This window comes from Variovorax glacialis (assembly GCF_051216375.1).
Classification (GTDB): domain Bacteria; phylum Pseudomonadota; class Gammaproteobacteria; order Burkholderiales; family Burkholderiaceae_C; genus Variovorax.
This window is the reverse complement of record NZ_JBPJZT010000002.1, coordinates 278,200-292,275: the sequence shown is the minus strand read 5'-3', so window position 1 is coordinate 292,275 and position 14,076 is coordinate 278,200. Positions and strand designations below refer to the sequence as shown.

Annotated in this window: 17 protein-coding genes and 1 tRNA gene; 8 read left to right on the top strand and 10 right to left on the bottom strand. The window is 63.5% G+C overall.

Features of this window, described 5'->3' with window-relative positions:
* The first annotated feature begins 3 nt into the window (after positions 1 to 3).
* A tRNA-His gene (locus tag ACSFBL_RS05820) sits at positions 4 to 79 on the top strand.
* A 118-nt stretch (positions 80 to 197) separates the two neighbouring features.
* Positions 198 to 533, top strand: coding sequence for an H-NS histone family protein (locus tag ACSFBL_RS05815; RefSeq protein ID WP_435514797.1), 336 nt, complete (start codon positions 198 to 200; stop codon positions 531 to 533).
* Between the two features lie 64 nt (positions 534 to 597).
* Here the strand turns inward: ACSFBL_RS05815 and ACSFBL_RS05810 are convergent, their stop codons facing one another.
* On the bottom strand, positions 598 to 1,584 hold the full coding sequence (locus tag ACSFBL_RS05810) for an NADPH:quinone oxidoreductase family protein (RefSeq protein WP_435514796.1): 987 nt from the start codon (positions 1,582 to 1,584) through the stop codon (positions 598 to 600).
* Positions 1,585 to 1,708: 124 nt separating this feature from the next.
* Here ACSFBL_RS05810 and surE point away from each other — a divergent pair, with 124 nt between their 5' ends.
* From surE to rlmD, 5 genes are all read left to right on the top strand, one after another.
* Positions 1,709 to 2,473 carry a 5'/3'-nucleotidase SurE gene (gene surE / locus ACSFBL_RS05805; protein WP_435514795.1) on the top strand — a complete coding sequence of 255 codons (765 nt, stop codon included), beginning with the start codon at positions 1,709 to 1,711 and terminating at the stop codon, positions 2,471 to 2,473.
* A gap of 1 nt (position 2,474) precedes the next feature.
* The gene (locus ACSFBL_RS05800) at positions 2,475 to 3,248 is read left to right on the top strand and encodes a protein-L-isoaspartate(D-aspartate) O-methyltransferase (protein ID WP_435515328.1); all 774 of its coding nucleotides are present in this window, start codon (positions 2,475 to 2,477) and stop codon (positions 3,246 to 3,248) included.
* Between the two features lie 11 nt (positions 3,249 to 3,259).
* Complete coding sequence (locus ACSFBL_RS05795) at positions 3,260 to 4,231, top strand: peptidoglycan DD-metalloendopeptidase family protein (RefSeq protein WP_435514794.1); 972 nt, start codon at positions 3,260 to 3,262, stop codon at positions 4,229 to 4,231.
* Positions 4,232 to 4,400: 169 nt separating this feature from the next.
* A complete protein-coding gene (locus ACSFBL_RS05790; RefSeq protein ID WP_435515327.1) occupies positions 4,401 to 5,279 on the top strand; it encodes a sigma-70 family RNA polymerase sigma factor in 879 nt (292 codons plus the stop codon).
* Between the two features lie 39 nt (positions 5,280 to 5,318).
* Positions 5,319 to 6,755, top strand: coding sequence for a 23S rRNA (uracil(1939)-C(5))-methyltransferase RlmD (gene rlmD / locus ACSFBL_RS05785; protein WP_435514793.1), 1,437 nt, complete (start codon positions 5,319 to 5,321; stop codon positions 6,753 to 6,755).
* Between the two features lie 44 nt (positions 6,756 to 6,799).
* On the opposite strand, the gene ACSFBL_RS05780 is transcribed toward rlmD, so the two are convergent.
* On the bottom strand, positions 6,800 to 7,501 hold the full coding sequence (locus ACSFBL_RS05780) for a Bax inhibitor-1/YccA family protein (protein WP_435514792.1): 702 nt from the start codon (positions 7,499 to 7,501) through the stop codon (positions 6,800 to 6,802).
* Between the two features lie 169 nt (positions 7,502 to 7,670).
* Here ACSFBL_RS05780 and ACSFBL_RS05775 point away from each other — a divergent pair, with 169 nt between their 5' ends.
* On the top strand, positions 7,671 to 8,078 hold the full coding sequence (locus ACSFBL_RS05775; protein ID WP_435514791.1) for a GlcG/HbpS family heme-binding protein: 408 nt from the start codon (positions 7,671 to 7,673) through the stop codon (positions 8,076 to 8,078).
* A gap of 172 nt (positions 8,079 to 8,250) precedes the next feature.
* Here the strand turns inward: ACSFBL_RS05775 and hemP are convergent, their stop codons facing one another.
* The 8 genes from hemP to ACSFBL_RS05735 form a co-directional block, all read right to left on the bottom strand.
* Positions 8,251 to 8,460, bottom strand: coding sequence for a hemin uptake protein HemP (gene hemP / locus ACSFBL_RS05770; protein WP_435514790.1), 210 nt, complete (start codon positions 8,458 to 8,460; stop codon positions 8,251 to 8,253).
* Positions 8,461 to 8,554: 94 nt separating this feature from the next.
* Entirely contained in the window at positions 8,555 to 8,968 is a 414-nt protein-coding gene (locus tag ACSFBL_RS05765; RefSeq protein ID WP_435514789.1) for an ExbD/TolR family protein, read from the bottom strand.
* A gap of 5 nt (positions 8,969 to 8,973) precedes the next feature.
* A complete protein-coding gene (locus ACSFBL_RS05760; protein ID WP_435514788.1) occupies positions 8,974 to 9,690 on the bottom strand; it encodes a MotA/TolQ/ExbB proton channel family protein in 717 nt (238 codons plus the stop codon).
* Between the two features lie 20 nt (positions 9,691 to 9,710).
* Positions 9,711 to 10,430 carry an energy transducer TonB gene (locus tag ACSFBL_RS05755; protein WP_435514787.1) on the bottom strand — a complete coding sequence of 240 codons (720 nt, stop codon included), beginning with the start codon at positions 10,428 to 10,430 and terminating at the stop codon, positions 9,711 to 9,713.
* Between the two features lie 78 nt (positions 10,431 to 10,508).
* Positions 10,509 to 10,781 (bottom strand): (2Fe-2S)-binding protein, encoded by a 273-nt coding sequence (locus tag ACSFBL_RS05750; RefSeq protein ID WP_435514786.1) that lies wholly within the window; start codon positions 10,779 to 10,781, stop codon positions 10,509 to 10,511.
* Positions 10,782 to 10,898: 117 nt separating this feature from the next.
* Positions 10,899 to 11,579: a Fe2+-dependent dioxygenase gene (locus tag ACSFBL_RS05745; RefSeq protein WP_435515326.1), complete on the bottom strand. Its 681-nt coding sequence runs from the start codon at positions 11,577 to 11,579 to the stop codon at positions 10,899 to 10,901.
* Positions 11,580 to 11,682: 103 nt separating this feature from the next.
* Complete coding sequence (locus ACSFBL_RS05740) at positions 11,683 to 13,050, bottom strand: sulfite reductase subunit alpha (RefSeq protein ID WP_435514785.1); 1,368 nt, start codon at positions 13,048 to 13,050, stop codon at positions 11,683 to 11,685.
* Positions 13,047 to 14,060 carry an FAD:protein FMN transferase gene (locus tag ACSFBL_RS05735; RefSeq protein ID WP_435514784.1) on the bottom strand — a complete coding sequence of 338 codons (1,014 nt, stop codon included), beginning with the start codon at positions 14,058 to 14,060 and terminating at the stop codon, positions 13,047 to 13,049. Before ACSFBL_RS05735 ends, ACSFBL_RS05740 begins: the two co-directional genes overlap by 4 nt.
* Positions 14,061 to 14,076 lie beyond the last annotated feature (16 nt).

Here is a 14,076-nt window from a genome sequence, read left to right as displayed (position 1 = left end):
GTGGTGGCTGTAGCTCAGCTGGTAGAGTCCCAGATTGTGATTCTGGTCGTCGTGGGTTCGAGTCCCATCAGCCACCCCAGATCTCTTTGAGAAAAAGCGCCGACCCGTGGTCGGCGCTTTTTTTTTGGAGTTGCGACCGTTGCGACAATTGTGTTCTGAATTAGAATTTTCGCTTTCTAATTCGAGGAATAGCACCAATGGCCTCCCTTGCCGACATCAATTCCCAGATCAAGAAGCACGACGAGCAGATTGCGCAATTGCGCAAGCAAGCCGAGGAGCTGAGAAATCAGGAGCGCGCAGGAGTGATCGAAGAACTGCGCAAGAAGATCGCCGAATATGGCTTGACGGCCGCTGATCTCAAACTCACCGCACGGGCAAGCAAGCGCGTTGCAGGGGTCGTGGCAGTCAAGGGCGCCGCAAAGTATCACAGTCCTACTGGCGAAACCTGGTCGGGCGGCCGCGGTCGCAAGCCGCGTTGGATCACCGAGGCGCTCGCTGCGGGCAAATCGCTGTCCGACTTCGAGATCAAGTAGGTCACCGCTCCTCGAACGTAAAAAGCCCGCGCATGCGGGCTTTTTTGTGGGCCACGGAGCGGTGTCAGTTGACCATCACCAACTTGCCCTTGACGCCGCGCGAACCCATATGGGCGTAGGCGGCCTTGAGTTCGGCCATCGGCATGGTGCGGTCGATGACGGGCTTGATCTTGCCCTGTCCATACCACTGCGCCAATTCGGCCATCATCTGCGCGTTGGCCTTGGGTTCACGCTTCGCGAAATCGCCCCAGAACACGCCGACCAACGAGGCGCCTTTGAGCAGCATTAAATTCAATGGCAGCGAAGGAATCGGGCCTGCGGCGAAGCCAACCACCAGATACCGGCCTCGCCAGCCGATCGACCGGAAGGCCGGTTCTGCGAATTCACCGCCCACCGGGTCATAAATGACGTCCGGCCCTTTGCCATTGGTTGCCGCTTTGATTGCATCGCGAAAGCCAGTGGGGAGGGCGTGCGTCGTGTAGTTGATCGTGACGTCCGCGCCGATCGATTTGCAAAGCTCGCATTTTTCGTCGGTCGACGCAGCTGCAATGACTTTGGCGCCAGCGGCTTTTGCAATCTGGATCGCCGCGGTGCCGACGCCACCCGCTGCGCCGAGCACCAGCACTGTTTCGCCGGCTTTCAATTGAGCGCGGTCCATCAACGCGTGCCACGAGGTCGCGTAAATCATGATGAAGGCGGCCGCATCGACATAGCCGAAGCCCTCTGGCAATGGCATGCAAAGCGCAGCAGGTGCCAACGTGTGCGTGCCGAAGCCGCCGGTTCCCGACAGGCAAGCGACGTTCTGCCCGACCTTGAGGTGGGTGACGCCTTCACCGACGGCGCTGATCACGCCTGCGTATTCCGAACCCGGAACGAAAGGCAGCGGCGGCTTCATCTGGTATTTGTTCTGCACGATCAGGAGGTCGGGGAAGTTCAGGCTCGCCGCCTTGATCTCTATCAACACCTGTCCAGGCCCGGGTGCGGGCGTTGGCAGTTCCTTCCACGTGAGCGCGTCGACGCCGATGGGGTTCTCGCAGAGCCATGCGTGCATGCTCGTGTCTCCTATAAATGAGTCTGGGGCAAAGAATGCGGGTCATGATAGGCGCGGTGCGATGGCCTCGTTGTCCCAGCCGTGACGCACCCGCCGCCTACAATCGCGCGCACTGACAGACGCCATGAAAATACTTATTTCGAACGACGACGGTTTCCAGGCTCCGGGTATCGTCGCATTGCACGACGCACTGAAGGAAATCGCCGAAGTCGAGGTGGTCGCGCCCGAGCACAACAACAGTGCCAAGTCGAACGCGCTGACGCTGGCTGCGCCGCTGTACGTGCATACCGCGCACAACGGATTCCGCTACGTCACCGGCACGCCGGCCGATTGCGTGCACATCGCGTTGAAGGGCTTGCTGGACTATCGACCCGACCTGGTCGTGTCCGGCATCAACAACGGCGCCAACATGGGCGACGACACCATCTATTCAGGCACCGTCGGCGCGGCGATGGAGGCCTACCTGTTCGGCATACCGGCCATCGCCTTCTCGCAGATCGAGAAGGGCTGGGCCCATGTCGATGCGGCGGCCCGTGCGGCGCGGCGCCTGGTCGAACAGATCGAGCGCGAGCAGATGCTGGGTGGCAACGCATTCCTCCTCAACGTCAACGTGCCCAATCGTCCCTTCGAGGAATTGAAGTCGGTGCAGGTGTGCAGGCTTGGCCGCCGCCATGCCGCGGAGAAAGTCATCACGCAAGACAGCCCGCGCGGCGAGACCATGTACTGGATCGCCGGTGCAGGCAGTGCCAAGGACAGTGGCGAAGGGACCGACTTCCATGCGACCGCGGCGGGCCACATCGCACTGACCCCGTTGCAGATCGACCTGACGGACCACGCCAATCTGGGTCAGTGGCGCGACACGGTGGCTCGCCTCGGTGAGCACGCCTGAGATGGCAAGTCAACGGCCAGGTTTCCCCGTTCGGCTGACGCCCACGGCTTCCGCGGCGACCCGCGGACGTCTTCCCGCGGTGCCCACGAAACCGACCGTGCACAGCACACCTTCTATGGCTTCGGATGCCGTGCGTGCGCGAATGGTCCAGCGATTGGCTGCGCAAGGCATCGCCGATGCGCGCGTGCTGCGCGCGATGGGTACCGTGGAGCGTCACCTGTTCGTCGACAGTGCGCTGGTCAATCAGGCGTACGAGGACACCAGCTTGCCGATCGGCTTGGGGCAGACCATTTCCAAGCCCAACGTGGTGGCTCGCATGATCGAGTTGCTGCTCGGTGCGCCTGCGCTGACGGGAAAGCCAAGCGATCGCCTGGGGCGCGTGATGGAGATCGGTACCGGTTGCGGCTACCAGGCAGCGGTACTCAGCCATGTTGCAGCCGAGGTGTACAGCATCGAGCGTTTGCGCGGGCTGCATGAACGCGCGCGCGCGAACCTTCGTCCGTTCAGACTGGCGACGGTTCACCTGTTGCTCGGCGACGGGATGGTCGGCTATGCAAAGGGTGCGCCTTATGCCGGCATCATCGCTGCGGCGGGCGGCGAAGCGGTGCCCGAGGCGTGGATCGCTCAACTGGCAGTGGGTGGACGAATCGTCGCGCCAACGCAATCTGCAACGGGCGGACAAGCCCTCGTCGTCATTGACAAAACCGCACGCGGCATCGAGCGTCGCATTCTTGAGGCGGTCCACTTTGTCCCCCTAAAATCGGGAATTGCTTGAAGGAAGAACACATGCAGGGAATTGGCAATCGGGGCTGGCTTGCCGGCATGACGCTGGGGCTTTCGCTCGTGGTTGCGGGTTGTGGTTCACCAACCAGTCAGGCGCCTGTCGAGGATCGTGGCGCGACGTCTCGTCCGCCGGCTGTGAGCGCGAACGGGGCTGCTGTGCCGGGCGTTCCGCCGATCACCACCGATGCGAATGGCAAGCCGCTGCAGGGCATCGAGAACTACGGCAAGCCCGGGTACTACGCGGTGCGTCCGGGCGACACCATTCGTCGCATCGGCACCGAAACGGGCCAGACCTGGCAGAACATCGCACGCTGGAACAATCTCGACAATCCTGACCTCATCGAAGTGGGGCAGGTCCTGCGCGTGATCCCTCCCGTGGGCGGCTCAGCCTCGGCTTCGACATCACCGTCGACCGCGGAATCATCCGGCGTCGTCAGCCGCCCTGTGACGCAACCCATCGTCGCGCCTGCCACAGCGGCTTCGGCGGCGGCTGCAGCGGCCGCAGCTTCCGCGTCAACGCCCTCGGCAGCTGCAAGCGCGGCAACCAAGCCGCCAGCACCAGTCACCGCATCTCCCACGCCGCCGGCGGCAACGGCTTCCGGCGACGAGGACGTGGGCTGGATCTGGCCTGCGCAGGGGTCGTTGATCGCGGGCTTCGACGAAGCGAAGAACAAGGGTCTCGATATCAGCGGCAAGGCGGGCGATTCGGTGCTCGCGGCGGCCGATGGTCGCGTCGTCTATGCAGGCGCGGGTCTGCGCGGCTATGGCAATCTCATCATCCTGAAGCACAACAACACCTACCTGACGGCCTACGCGCACAATCGTACGCTGCTCGTCAAGGAGGACCAGTCCGTGCAGAAGGGCCAGAAGATTGCCGAGATGGGCAACAGCGACGCGGACCGCGTCAAGCTGCACTTCGAAATTCGCCGCCAGGGCAAGCCCGTCGATCCGGCGCGGTACCTTCCAGCGCGCTAGCGTCATGAGCACCTCTCGCCTTCATCGCACTCCGGTCGTGCGACGAGTGGCGGGCAACGGTGGCACGTCAGGCTTCGATGCAACGCGAACCTCTGCGTCCGCGATTCCGGTGCGGGTTCCGGTGGACCGTGTGGCCGGCGAAGAGCCCGTGGAGAATTTTCGTGAGGCGATGCCGGCCGATCTGGGCGGTGGCGACGGCGGTGATTCGCTGACGATCTACCTGCGCGAGATCCGACGCACCCAACTGTTCACGCCTGAAGAAGAGTATCGAACGGCCTGTGCGGCGCGCAATGGCGATTTCGCGGCAAGGCAATCCATGATCGAGCACAACCTGCGGCTCGTCGTGAACATCGCGAAGTCGTACCTCGGGCGCGGCGTGCCCATGGCGGACCTGATCGAGGAGGGCAATCTCGGCCTCATGCACGCCATCAACAAGTTCGAGCCCGAGCGAGGATTCCGTTTTTCGACCTATGCGACCTGGTGGATCCGGCAATCGATCGAGCGCGCGGCCATGATGCAGGCGCGTGCCATTCGCCTGCCCGTACATGTCGTGCGCGAATTGCAGCAGGTCATGCGTGCTCGTCGGGCGCTGGAGGGCGATCCCGAATTCATTGCCCGGCGGCCCGACGGCGTGCGTGTCGAGGACGTCGCGGCGATGCTCGGCCGCGAGGTGCAGGAAGTGGCGGACCTGCTCGCGCTCGCCGAAGCGCCACGCTCGCTCGACGCGAGCGGCGATCGTGGTGACGACAGCCACACGTTGGCCGACACAGTGGCTTCGGACGACGAAGGCGGCGACCCTACCGGCGTCACGCAGACCCACGAAGTCGAGAAGTTGCTCGACCAATGGATCCTGGTGCTGACGGAGCGAGAGCGCGAAGTGCTCGAAGGGCGCTACGGCTTGCACGACCGCGATCCGGAGACGCTGGAAGTGTTGAGCGTGCGCCTGGGGCTGACGCGAGAGCGCGTGCGGCAGATCCAGAACGAGGCGCTGGCCAAGATGCGCCGCCAGCTTGCACGCGCCGGCGTGCAGCGTGACGCGCTCCTCTAGTTCAAAGGACGCATGCTTGCGGCCTGAGACAATCCGGGCATGACGGAAACGACAGAGAAGAAGGAAGCGCAGCGTCCCGACGGTGAATGGCTGCATGTCGAGTCGCTCGACCTCGACGCGCAAGGCGTCGCACACAAGGCCGACGGCATGGTGGTGTTCATCGAAGGGGCATTGCCCTTTGAGGAGGTGCAGTTCAACGTGCACCGCAAGAAGAACAATTGGGAGCAGGGGACGGTGACCACGATCGCGCGCGAGTCTTCCCAGCGCGTGCGCCCGGGCTGCCCTCACTTCGGCTTGCATGCTGGCGCCTGTGGGGGCTGCAAGATGCAACACCTCGATGCGGCTGCGCAGGTCGCGGTGAAGCAGCGATCGCTCGAGGACAACCTGTGGCATCTCGGCAAGGTGCGACCCGAGAACGTGTTGCGGCCGCTCGAAGGGCCGGCCTGGCACTACCGCTATCGTGCACGCCTGTCGGTGCGCCATGTGGTGAAGAAGGGGACGGTGCTCATCGGATTCCATGAGCGGAAGAGCCGCTATCTGGCGGACATGAAGATCTGTCCTGTGTTGCCCGCTCAGGTCAGCGAGATGCTGCTGCCCCTGCGCGAGCTGATCGGCTCGATGGATGCTCGTGAAACTTGTCCGCAGATCGAACTGGCTTGCGGCGACTCGCCGGACGGTACAGGGCGGCTGGGCGTGATTGCGCTGGTTTTGCGGCATCTGGAGCCGCTTTCCGATGCCGACGTGACTCGGCTCAAGGCGTTTGCATCACGAAACGAGGGCGTGCAGTGGTGGTTGCAGTCGAAGGGCCCCGAGACGGTCAAGTTGCTGGAGGAGGGGGGCGAGGCGCTTGCGTACGCACTGCCCGAGTTCGGCGTCACGATGCCCTTCAAGCCGACTGATTTCACGCAGGTCAATCCGCACATCAATCGCGTCCTGGTCGGTCGCGCCTTGCGGCTGCTCGATGTGCAACCGCATGAGCGGGTGATCGACTGGTTCTGCGGTCTGGGCAACTTCACGCTGCCCCTGGCAAGTCGGGCCCGCGAAGTTCTGGGGATCGAGGGGAGTGACACCCTGGTCGCCCGCGCCACGGACAATTTCGAACGCAATCGTCCCGCGGTTCCCGGGCGGCGCGCCCTCGCCACGACGAGTTTCGTTGCGCGCAATCTGTTTGAAATGACCCCGGCAATGCTTGTGGCCGACGGCGCCGCCGAAAAGTGGCTCGTCGACCCGCCACGCGAAGGCGCGTTTGCGCTGGCCAAGGCACTCGCGGACCTGCACCAGCAGGTCGAGCTGCACCGTGGTGGCTGGGCGCCGCCGAAGCGCATTGTCTATGTCAGTTGCAACCCTTCGACGCTCGCGCGCGATGCGGGTCTCCTGGTGCATCAGGCCGGGTATCGATGCACCTTTGCGGGCGTGGTCAACATGTTTCCTCACACGGCGCACGTGGAGTCGATCGCCGTATTCGACCTGGCATGAAAAAGGGGCCCCGTGGGGCCCCTCGTAACGGGACTGAAATGCCTTCAGTCGCGCTCGCCGCCAAAGATGCCGAGCAGGGCCAGGAGGCTCTGGAAGACGTTGAACAGGTCGAGGTAAAGCGCCAAGGTTGCGCTGATGTAGTTGGTTTCGCCGCCGTCCATGATCTGCTTCAGGTCGTACAGCATGAAGGCGGAGAAGATGCCGATCGCGGCAACCGAAATCGCCATCATCCCCGCGCTGGAGCCCACGAAGACGTTGATGATTGCGCCGATCATCAGGACCATTGCCCCGACGAAGAGCCACTTGCCCATGCCGGACAGGTCGCGCTTGATCACGGTTGCCAGCGAAGCCATCACGAAAAACACGCCGGCGGTGCCGCCGAACGCGGTCATGATGAGCTCCGAGCCGTTCTTGAAGCCGAGCACCATCGCGATGAGCCGCGACAGCATCAGGCCCATGAAGAAGGTGAAGCCGAGCAGAACCGGCACGCCGGCCGCCGAGTTCTTGGTCTTCTCGATCGCGAACATGAAGCCGAATGCACCGCCCATGAACACGATGAGGCCGAGGCCGCCGGTGAGGGAGCGGTTGATCCCGGTCGCGACGCCCAGCCAGGCTCCCAGGACCGTCGGCAGCAGGCTCAGTGCGAGCAGCCAATAGGTGTTGCGCAGGACGCGCTGACGCTCGGCCTGCGGTAGCGTCTGGCCGTAGCCGACGGATGTGTCGAGGGTATTGACGCGGTCGTTCATTGCTGAAGCTCCAGGTGTTTGCTGCAACGCTGCAGTTGGGGCGCATTCTAGGTCGCTGCAAGTGGTGGCGATCAGAAAGACCCGTGTTCCGATAATCCTACCGGCCATGCGGGTTCTGGCGGCACCAAACGCTATGCTCGAGGGTTAACGAAACTTTTCCTCTGTAGCCATGAAGACCAAGTCATTCCTCGAACTCGCCGATGTGAAGGCCATTGCTGCCGCGGCCGAAGCCGAGGCCCTCAAGAACAACTGGGCGGTCACCATCGCCGTTGCCGACGACGCGGGCAATCTGCTGTGGCTGCAACGCCTGGATGGCGCGGCGGCACTTTCGTCCCACATTGCACCTGCCAAGGCCCATACGGCCGCGATGGGGCGACGCGAAAGCAAGACTTATGAAGACATGATCAATGGCGGTCGTACCTCATTCCTGACGGCGCCCGGCGTGGAGGGGTTGCTCGAGGGCGGCGTGCCGATCGTCAAGGACGGTCACGTCATCGGCGCCGTCGGTGTCAGTGGCGTCAAGTCGAACGAGGACGCGCAGATCGCGAAGGCAGGAATCGCAGCGATCGGGCTCTGAATACGATCCGCACCAAGCAAGACGCCGACTTCGAGTCGGCGTTTTTTTGGCTGTCAAGGTGGAAAAAGAGCTTGGCTAGTCGGCGAACCGTTGGCTAGCAAAAAACGACCCTTCGGAGATGATCTCCTCGAGTCGCCCCACGATGAAACTTGCGCGAGGGGCGGGCTGGATCCTATTTGGTCAGGATCAGCTTGCCGAGTTTGGTGGCTTGAAGTCGATAGAGCGAACCGTTGTGCAGGATGCCGACAGTCTTGCTGCCCTTGAGAAGCTCGGCGCTTTCAAGCAAGGGCGCAGGACGGGCCGCCTCGCTGGAGACGCGGCCACCGCCCGAATGGTCGAGCGAAGGATGGCTCAAGACGGTGAAGGCGCTGGTGGCTTGCATTTGAAATCCCTTTATCGAAGCGATGATCAAATGATAATGATTCTCAATAAAAAGTCAATCGTCGCGATCGAAATCTTTGACTTGCGCCCCAGCTTTACTTGGCGTCTGGCTCGGTGATAAAGCCAATCTTGCGAACACCAGCCTCCCGTGCGGCCGACATGGCCTGCGCCACGCGTTCATAGCGCACCGCCTTGTCGCCGCGAATATGAAGTTCGGGTTGCGGATCCTTGGCGGCCTCAACGGCAAGCCTCGACTTCAGCTCGGCATCTTCGATCTTTTGGTCGTTCCAGTAGTAGCTGCCGTCGGCCGTCACCGTGAACAGGATGTTCTGCGGCTTGGTCTGTTCCGGCTCGCTGCTGGCGCGTGGGAGATCAATGTTGACCGCGTGCTTCATCACGGGCACCGTGATGATGAAGATGATGAGAAGCACCAGCATGACGTCGACAAGCGGCGTCATATTGATCTCGTTCATCACCTCATCGGGTTCGTCCTGCGTACCGAAGGCCATGGTGCTCAGCCCTTCTTGAGGGGGACGACGGTGGCTTCGACGCCGCCGCTTTGAACACGTGCACCCGTCACGAAGTAGGCGTGCAGATCATGCGCAAAGCTGTTCAGCTTGGTCAGCACGAACTTGTTGCCACGCACGAGCGCGTTGTAGCCCAGGACCGCGGGAATGGCGACCGCGAGGCCCAGGGCCGTCATGATCAGCGCTTCGCCAATGGGGCCGGCAACCTTGTCGATCGTCGCCTGGCCTGCAGTTCCGATGCTCATCAGCGCGTGATAGATGCCCCAAACCGTCCCGAAGAGCCCGATGAACGGGGCGGTCGATCCCACCGATGCCAAGATGGCGAGACCGGTCTGCAGGCGAGCCGTGAACTCGTCGATTCCGTTGCGCAGGGCGCGCGTGATCCAGTCGCTCACATCGAGCGCGTCGTGCAGATGGGCCTTGGTGTTGCGATGGTGGGCGGCCGCCTCGCGACCTTCGAGGGCCAGTGCGCGGAACGGGTTGCTGTCGTTCTTGCCGAGCTTGTTGAGCGCAGTGGCGAAGTCCTCGCTGTGCCAGAAGTCTTGCGAGTGCGACGCCTGGCGCTTGTACTTGATGACGTCGAGTGCCTTGATCAGGATCACGATCCATGACGCGAGCGACATGCCGATCAAGAGCAGCGCAACGGCCTTGGTGACGAAGTCGCCCTGATGCCATACGTTCATCAGGCCAAATTGGGAATCCATACGAAGCTACTCCAGAAAAACTAATTGAGAACCCAGTTGATCGGTACGTTGAACTCCATTTGCTCAACGACCCCGTTGCGCTTTCCAGGTACGAAGCGCCAATTCATGACGGCTGTTTTTGCGGCCTCGTCCAGTCTTTCATAGCCGCTGGACGTCAGAATGTTCGCGCGCTTGGGAAGGCCGTCCACGCCGATCAGGACACGCAGGACCGTCTTGCCTTGCTCGCCGAGACGCTTGCTCATGGCGGGGTAGACCGGTTTGGGGTTCTGGAGATAGTCGGCGTTGCTGGACGGCAGTTGTATGGACGGTGGTGCCGGCGGCGCGGGTGGTGGCGCTGGCGGCTCTGGAGGTGCTGGCGGCGCGATCGGGGCTGGAGGCGCCGGCGGCTCGATGCTTCCCGTCGGCGCATTGGGCGCGGGCGTCGGCTTGGGTTCTCGGATCGCCTGGGGACGCGGCGGCGGCGGCGTCTTGGTGATTTGGCGCTTCGGTTCAGGCGGAGGCGGGGGCGGAGGGGGTGGCTCGACCGGCTTGGGCGGCTCGATGAACTCGCTCAGGATCTCGACCGGGATGACCACCTCCGCCGCGCGGCGCAAGAGTCCGCTTTGAAGCGCCCAGAGCGCCGCAACGTGGAAGAGCACTACGCTACCGGCGATAACGGCATTGCGCGAGAGGCCGAGGGCCGTCGGAGGGGGCGGGGAAAAGCGGCTAGACACGATCAACCATTCGAGTGCGGGCGCCATCGAAGGTGCCCGGATGCAGCAAAACCGCTATCAACGACTATTTGCGAAAAATCCACCAGACCGAACTGGCGACGAATATCAGGCTGCCGCCGAGGGCTGCGAAGAGTTCCATGCGTTGCTTTCCTTGATGGAATTGGCAAGCTGGATCGCCACTGCCCCCGTTTCGCGATGGAGCGCTGCGACCGGATGCGACATGCTGCACTGCGCGACAACATCGCGCGCGCAGCCTTCGCATTGGCCGCACTGGGTGGCCACGCCGAGTTCGAATTGCACTTCATCGAACGTCATGCCGGCGCGCACGTGGCGTGCGATTTCTCGGTCAGAGACTCGGCGACATACGCAAACGATCATGGCGTTGAGAGCGGCTCTTGGCTGGCTGATTTTGTGAAGACTCGATTATAAATACGAATTCTTCGCATTTGCAATAACTATCGACCATCCAGATCAGGTAGGTTCGCGGCCGGCTTCTCAGATCTCGGACCACATGCGCAGCAGGTTGTGGTACTGACCTGTGAGTGCGATGGTTTCCTCGCACTCGCCGAGGCGGCCGCGCAGCTTCTGGATCACCTGATCCAGTTCGAAAAGCATGGTGCGCTGCTGGTCGTTTCGCACCATGCTCTGCAGCCAGAAGAATGAGCAGACGCGGGCTCCTGCCGTCACCGGATGAACGCGATGCAAGCTGCTGGAGGGGTAGAGGATCAGGTCGCCCGCGGGCAACTTGACCTCGTGCGCGCCGTATGTGTCGACCACTTCGAGTTCGCCGCCTTCGTAATCGTCCGGATCGCAAAGGAAGAGCGTGCAGGACAAGTCGGTGCGCAACTGCTCGCCGCCACCCGGCAGCGAGCGCACGGAGCCGTCGACGTGCAGGCCGTACTGCTCCCCGCCTTCGTAGCGATTGAACAGCGGCGGGACGAAGCGCAAGGGGAGCGCGGCCGAGAAAAAGAGTGGATTGCGAGCCAGGGCCCCGAGGATCACCCCGCCCAGTTCACGGCCGACCGCGGAGTGTTCCGGCAACTGCCGGTTTCGCTTCACCGTGGCACCCTGGTCACCCACGGTCTCGCGGCCGTCCACCCAGTCGGCGGCGTCCAGACGGGCGCGTATCTCACGCACTTGTTCTGCGTTCAGGACATCGGGGACGTGAAGCATCAGCTTGCGGTTTCCTCAGGGAAAAGGCCCCAGCGTGGTTGGGGCTCAAGTGTCGCACCGCAGGGATGCGACGAATTCAGGCAGTCGTGCTGCCTGGACAGCCTGCTCAGTAGACGTCGCGGCGGTACCTTCCGCTGGCCACGAGGTGACTCATGCAGCTGTCGCCCAGTATCTGGCGTAGCGCGGCGTCGACACCGCTCGCCATGCCCAGCAGGCTTCCGCAGACGTAGATAGCCGCGCCACGCGTGACCCAGCTCCGGACCTCCTCGTGTAGCTGCACCAGCCGGTGCTGCACATACAGTCGCTCAGCCTGATCGCGCGAAAACACCATGTCGACCCGTTGCAGGACGCCCGTCCGCTGCCAATTGTCAATTTCGTCGCGGCAGAGGAAGTCATGGCGGGCATTGCGCTCTCCGAAGACGAGCCAGTTGTCGTGCCGGCCCAATGCCGCACGGGCGCGCAGGTGCCCGCGGAGGCCAGCGAGGCCGGTCCCGTTGCCAATGAGGAGCAAGGGTCCGCGAGCGTTCTCGCCGAGTCGGAAATTGCGATGCGGTCGGAGGCTCAACGGAATCGTGTCGCCCAGGCTCAGCGTCGAAGTCAGCAGACCGGATGCTGCACCGAGGCTGCCGTCCGGATGCCGCTCCTGCCGCACGAGCAGTTGCAATTCGCCATCTACCGGAATGGATGCGATCGAGTAGTCGCGCGGCCGCCCCGGATCGCTCTCCAGGGTCATTCTGGCGATGTCGCCGGACTCCCACTCTGGCGCCGGTCCGCCGCTCGAAGGTGAGAAAGCGAGCAGATAGACGGGCGCACCCGCGCTGCCGTCGTTCAGCAGGCGCCGCGACGCGAGCCGCCAGGGAGTGGCGATCGCGCCGCCGGCCTCGGCTTCCGTGGCGTCCGGGCTGCCGCCACATTGCGCCTGCCACGCGGCCAGTTGGGACGGGTCCGTGTTGTCGACCTCGATGCGTTCGAAAACGCGCGTCGCACCGGCCGAATGGAGCCATTCGTCGAGCTGGCGCCCGAAACGGCAGAAATTCGCGTACTGCCGATCGCCCAACGCAAGCACTGCGTAGCGCAGGGAAGACAACTCGGCCCTGGCACTCATCACGCGCTCCGCAAACACGCTTGCGCCATCGGGCGCGTCGCCTTCTCCATAGGTGCTGGCGATGAACAGGGCGTTTGGCGCACTGCGGAGCAGGTCCGCGTCGACATCGTTGAGCGACAGCACACGGGCGGCCGTGCCGCCATCGTGCAGCCAGCGACCGGTTTGCCATGCGAGAGCCTCGGCCTGTCCAGTCTGGCTGGCGAACAGCACCAGCGTGGCGTCACCGGGCTTGCTGCCAGCCAGGGCCGCAGCCTGGCGAGCGTTGGCTTCGCGCAGCCGACGTTGCTGCCAGTAAATTGCCGCGCATATCGCGACGTAGGCGAACACCGTCAGGCTCGCGGCCAGCGCCCGCATGGAAGGCTCAGTCATTCGGCGAGGACCGCCTGGGCCCAGGCAGGGCTGGTGAACAGGGCTGGCCTGTCGGGGTCGCGAGAGACGAAAAGGGCGGCGATGTCGTGACGCCGGGCAAACGCCTCGCCGTCCTGCGGACCGAGCACCGTCAGCACAGTGGCGAGCGCGTCGGCCTGCATGCACGACCGGTGCACGACCGTGACGGATGCCACTTCATGACGGCATGGAGCGCCGGTGCGCGGATCCAGCGTGTGCGACCAGCGCATGCCCTGATGTTCGCGCACATGCCAGCGATCGCCGGAGGTTGCGATGGCCAAATCGACAAGCTTTACTGGATGGGTGACCCCTTGAAGCGCTTCGACGATCACTTGCCATGGGTCGCCCCCCGGTCTTTTGCCGACGGCCAGAAGCTCGCCGCCGACCTCGACCAGGAAATCAGAGAGGCCAAGGCTTCGCAACGCGTCCGCCGCGTGGTCGACCGCAAATCCCTTGGCGATGCCTGACAGGTCGAGCGAGACGCCACCGTGTTGCACCAGGCTGCGCGTGGTTGCGTCGAGTACCAAACGCTGCCAACCGACCAAGTCGCGGGCTCGAGCCAGTGCACCCGGGCTCGGCGGCCCTTGCGAAGCATCTGCGTGGGCGCCGAAACCCCAGAGCGCGACCAACATGCCGATCGTCGGGTCGATGGCCCCGCCGCTGGCTTCAGCCCATCCGAGGGCGCAAGCAAGCACTTCGTTGAACTCAGGCTCGAGCACGTGCCGGGTGCCTGCGGCCGAGCGGTTGAAGCGGCTGATGGCCGAATCGGGCTCCCAAGTGCTCATCTGCGCGCACACGCGATCGAGCGCGTTCTGAACGCTGGCGCGCACCGCGTCGAGCGCGACCATGCGCGGGTTGACGAATCGCAGCGACCAGGTCGTGCCCATGCTGCGGCCCGCCAGGGACTGCAGCTCAGGCGGGTCGGCGCGGCGCGGCCGTGGCGTATTGGCGTAGCCGCCTGCGCGCCAGGTCGCGAACGATGGCCGTTGCACGGTCCGATCGTGGTCC

Bases quoted from the DNA above. Each gene is read 5' to 3' on its own strand.
- ACSFBL_RS05815 (WP_435514797.1), top strand. From the start codon at position 198: ATGGCCTCCCTTGCCGACATCAATTCCCAGATCAAGAAGCACGACGAG.
- ACSFBL_RS05810 (WP_435514796.1), bottom strand. From the start codon at position 1,584: ATGCACGCATGGCTCTGCGAGAACCCCATCGGCGTCGACGCGCTCACG.
- surE (WP_435514795.1), top strand. From the start codon at position 1,709: ATGAAAATACTTATTTCGAACGACGACGGTTTCCAGGCTCCGGGTATC.
- ACSFBL_RS05800 (WP_435515328.1), top strand. From the start codon at position 2,475: ATGGCAAGTCAACGGCCAGGTTTCCCCGTTCGGCTGACGCCCACGGCT.
- ACSFBL_RS05795 (WP_435514794.1), top strand. From the start codon at position 3,260: ATGCAGGGAATTGGCAATCGGGGCTGGCTTGCCGGCATGACGCTGGGG.
- ACSFBL_RS05790 (WP_435515327.1), top strand. From the start codon at position 4,401: ATGCCGGCCGATCTGGGCGGTGGCGACGGCGGTGATTCGCTGACGATC.
- rlmD (WP_435514793.1), top strand. From the start codon at position 5,319: ATGACGGAAACGACAGAGAAGAAGGAAGCGCAGCGTCCCGACGGTGAA.
- ACSFBL_RS05780 (WP_435514792.1), bottom strand. From the start codon at position 7,501: ATGAACGACCGCGTCAATACCCTCGACACATCCGTCGGCTACGGCCAG.
- ACSFBL_RS05775 (WP_435514791.1), top strand. From the start codon at position 7,671: ATGAAGACCAAGTCATTCCTCGAACTCGCCGATGTGAAGGCCATTGCT.
- hemP (WP_435514790.1), bottom strand. From the start codon at position 8,460: ATGCAAGCCACCAGCGCCTTCACCGTCTTGAGCCATCCTTCGCTCGAC.
- ACSFBL_RS05765 (WP_435514789.1), bottom strand. From the start codon at position 8,968: ATGGCCTTCGGTACGCAGGACGAACCCGATGAGGTGATGAACGAGATC.
- ACSFBL_RS05760 (WP_435514788.1), bottom strand. From the start codon at position 9,690: ATGGATTCCCAATTTGGCCTGATGAACGTATGGCATCAGGGCGACTTC.
- ACSFBL_RS05755 (WP_435514787.1), bottom strand. From the start codon at position 10,430: ATGGCGCCCGCACTCGAATGGTTGATCGTGTCTAGCCGCTTTTCCCCG.
- ACSFBL_RS05750 (WP_435514786.1), bottom strand. From the start codon at position 10,781: ATGATCGTTTGCGTATGTCGCCGAGTCTCTGACCGAGAAATCGCACGC.
- ACSFBL_RS05740 (WP_435514785.1), bottom strand. From the start codon at position 13,050: ATGACTGAGCCTTCCATGCGGGCGCTGGCCGCGAGCCTGACGGTGTTC.